The 3618-nt window shown below is 46.7% G+C and carries 3 protein-coding genes and 1 rRNA gene; 1 reads left to right on the forward strand and 3 read right to left on the reverse strand.

Features of this window, described 5'->3' with window-relative positions; all coding sequences use genetic code 11:
• Positions 1 to 488 precede the first annotated feature (488 nt).
• A complete protein-coding gene (locus DNH61_RS08215; RefSeq protein ID WP_111146184.1) occupies positions 489 to 827 on the reverse strand; it encodes a DUF2512 family protein in 339 nt (112 codons plus the stop codon).
• Positions 828 to 993: 166 nt separating this feature from the next.
• Here DNH61_RS08215 and DNH61_RS08220 point away from each other — a divergent pair, with 166 nt between their 5' ends.
• Entirely contained in the window at positions 994 to 2130 is a 1137-nt protein-coding gene (locus DNH61_RS08220; RefSeq protein ID WP_111146185.1) for a zinc-dependent alcohol dehydrogenase, read from the forward strand.
• Between the two features lie 63 nt (positions 2131 to 2193).
• Here DNH61_RS08220 and DNH61_RS08225 read toward each other — a convergent pair whose 3' ends face one another.
• Both DNH61_RS08225 and DNH61_RS08230 read right to left on the reverse strand, forming a co-directional pair.
• On the reverse strand, positions 2194 to 3354 hold the full coding sequence (locus tag DNH61_RS08225) for an alpha-hydroxy-acid oxidizing protein (RefSeq protein WP_245948040.1): 1161 nt from the start codon (positions 3352 to 3354) through the stop codon (positions 2194 to 2196).
• Positions 3355 to 3522: 168 nt separating this feature from the next.
• Positions 3523 to 3618, reverse strand: a 23S ribosomal RNA gene (locus DNH61_RS08230); the annotation flags it as partial.

The following is a 3618-nucleotide window of genomic DNA, read 5'->3' on the forward strand; positions in this document are numbered from 1 at the left end:
TCGTCCTGAGCCAGGATCAAACTCTCCATTAAAGTGACTTTCGATTTCGACCGAAGGTCGATGTCGAATGTGCACAGATGATGAAAGTTGACTTGCTCATTCTGTATTGCTTATCCATCATCCCATTATAGGAATGACAGGGCAGTTCGCTCGTTGTTCAGTTTTCAAAGAACAATTACGGAAGCATTCATCTTGCGATATTGGCTCCGTCTTGCTTGTCCCTGCCGCTCTCGCGACCGGAATTAGAATATATCATATTTCGCAGATGATGTGCAAGTGTTTATTTTCCCCACTCGTTCGTGACCAGCTTATTCAGCCGTTCCAAACTCCCGCATCCTATCCACTCATTAGCCTTCTCTTGCGGCCGGATTCATAGAATAACACGGCGCATTCACTTAAGCAACTGGTTAATTTATCTGTCCCAAAATTCATTCGAATTAATAAAAGCCGGTCGCCCACTTAAGAGCTGGACCGGACTTTTCTTTTATTTATACACTATAGGCCTTATCTCTAAGGAAATACCGATGATAAAACCATTCCGCTACCGCAACAAGAGCCGAAATAATCAGCAATTCGCCAATGCTCAGGTACCAGTTATAGAAGTAGCTCAGCATTCCAAGATAAATGACGACCAAGGCGAAATCCGACACCGTTGCAAAAATGTTATTCGTCGCACGCAGCAGTACCTGATCACCGAGCAGATAAGCAATGACGGTCAGAATAGAAGCCGCCACAGCAGCAGATGTAAAGGATATACCAGTGTAGAACATAAGCAGCGGGGCCACTATGATGCCGTTTAACAGCCATTTTACAATGAAATTAAACATTCTAAGATTCATCCTCCTCAGTTCATGTCTATACCTATAGCCTTTACTCGCTTTGTCTTTTTAGTACTGGGAACTGCTGGCGGACAGGATATATGTATCCCTATACACCGAATGGGCAACGTATTATGAAGAAGTTATTTTAACGGAGACCGGGTGATCCTATAACATGAAAGCCGTCACATATCAGGGCATCAAGCAAATTAAAGTTGAAGATGTACCCTCACCTTCCATCATACAGCCGGATGACCTCATCGTTAGGGTTACGTCCTCGGCAGTTTGCGGTTCTGATCTGCATTTGTACCACGGCATGATTCCCGGATTGTCGAAAGGTTACGTCATTGGCCACGAGCCGATGGGCATTGTAGAGGAAACAGGACCAGCCGTCACCAAAGTGAAGAAAGGGGACCGTGTCGTTATCCCATTCAACGTCGCTTGTGGACAATGCTTTTACTGTAAACACGAACTCGAGAGCCAGTGCGATAACGCTAATCCCAATGGCGAAACTGGCGGATATCTGGGTTATTCGGATATGTTCGGAGGTTATCCTGGCGGCCAAGCCCAATACCTGCGTGTACCATTCGGGAATTTCGCCCCTTTTAAAGTACCAGAGGATTGTGAGGCTGAGGATGAGAAACTGGTGTTTCTGTCCGATATTATGCCTACCGCTTACTGGGGTGTTGAACGTGCAGGTGTAAAAAATGGAGATACCGTGATCGTGCTCGGCTGCGGACCGGTTGGACTTCTTGTGCAAAAATTTGCATGGATTAAAGGAGCCAAGCGGGTCATTGCGGTGGATAATGTTAGTTATCGGCTCGAGCATGCCCGGCGAACCAACAACGTAGAAATCATCAACTTTGAAGCCGAGCGTAATATCGGAGAAACCTTGAAGGAAATGACCCATGGCGGGGCAGATGTCGTCATCGACTGTGTAGGTATGGATGGGAAGAAGACAGCACTTGAAGTCGTGGAAACAGCATTGATGCTGCAGGGCGGTACGCTTGGCCCCTTCCGGATTGCCAGTCAATGCGTCCGCAAGGGTGGTGTTATTCATCTTATTGGGGTTTATGGCCTAGTATACAATGCTTTTCCGCTCGGAGAGTTATATGCCCGTAATATTACGCTCCATATGGGGCAGGCACCTGTCATTCATTACATGCCCAAGCTGTACCAAATGGTTCAAGATAATTTATTCGATCCAACAGACATTATCACCCACCGCGTTCCTATTGAAGAAGCCCCAAGTGCCTACAAACATTTTGACCAAAAAACAGAGGGCTGTATTAAGGTGATTTTGAAGCCTTAAAACTTTATATAGATTAAAAGACATGGCTTGTGAATTCATGTGCACCATGTCTTTTTGTATATTTTAAACTTGTCTAAGGAGGCTGCAGTCCAAGTCTTTAACCGAAGAGTTGCCTGAAATGGCTAGCTGCAGCTCGGTTTCAGCTATTAGATTTTGCAGCATATATTCAACCCCGCTTTGACCCGCCACTGCTAATGCATACATGTAAGGCCTGCCAACTTGAACGGCTGTGGCTCCTAAAGCAAGCGCCTTAATGATATCAGCCCCGCGTCTTATCCCTCCGTCAAGAAGGACAGGCGCTTTTCCGTTAACCGTCTTCAGCACCTCAGGCAGTGCTTCCATAGTGCCAATAGCCCCGTCCAACTGCCTGCCTCCATGATTCGATACAATTACTCCGTCGGCCCCATGCTCCAAGGCAAGCAGCGCATCCTCTGGATGAGTTAGTCCCTTTAACAGCAGAGGAAGCTTAGTTCTCTCTCTCACCTTCGTCAGTGTCTTCCATGTAAAACACGTATTATTGCCTTCGTCTAATGCTCTAAGTACTGCGTCTCTCCTATTATCTTCTGGGGACTGTTTCAGCATATCTCTGAAAACTGGATCCGAAAAATAATTGCCCATTCCGTGTCCTTCAAGAAAAGGAAGGTAACGATTCTTCAAGTCAGTTATACGCCACCCCAACAAGGTCGAGTCTACTGTAACCACGATAGCCGTAAACCCGGCTTTTTCTGCTCTTTGCAAAAAGCTTTGCATCAGTTCTTCATTCTTCGGCGGATAAAGCTGAAACCACCGCATCGCGTGACCCATCACTTCCGCTACTTCCTCCATACGATGGGTGGACACATTGCTGAGCACATAAGGCACATTTAAGTTAGCCGCCGCCCTTGCTGCCCCCAGTTCACCAACTGGATGAACAATGGAATTTACTCCGATGGGCGCCATGAGAAAAGGCACTGAAGCCTGCTGTCCAAAAAGCACTATGCCAAGATCACGTTTAGATACATTGGAACAGACACGCGGACGGATTTGATACTGGCGGAAACCAGATAAATTGGCTTCCATGGTCTCCCCACCACCAGCTCCACCATGCACATATCCAAAAGGTCCAGCTCCCAGTTTCTTGCGTGCCTCCGCTTCCCATTCATCAAACGATAACGGCAGCAAGGGTGAAGAGGAATCCTTAGCTTCATAAAAGCTCATCTGAGTATCTTCACAGCTCTTAAACAAACAGTACCCCTCCACATCGAATGAATATATTCATCAATTAGTATGTCCTAAAAAGCAAAAAGAGCGCCCCTCCGATATCTCGGACAGACGCTCTTCGTGTATGGGTTACACCCAGAAAACCGGATGCGAATGAAGTTGTAGAACCTTAGCTGGTTTGTTTGTTCTTAATAGGATAAGCCCTCGACCGATTAGTATTCGTCAGCTGCACGCATTGCTGCGCTTCCACCCCGAACCTATCAACCTCGTCGTCTTCAAGGGGTCTTA

It is taken from the genome of Paenibacillus sambharensis, from assembly GCF_003233845.1.
In the GTDB taxonomy this organism is placed as follows: domain Bacteria; phylum Bacillota; class Bacilli; order Paenibacillales; family Paenibacillaceae; genus Paenibacillus_I; species Paenibacillus_I sambharensis.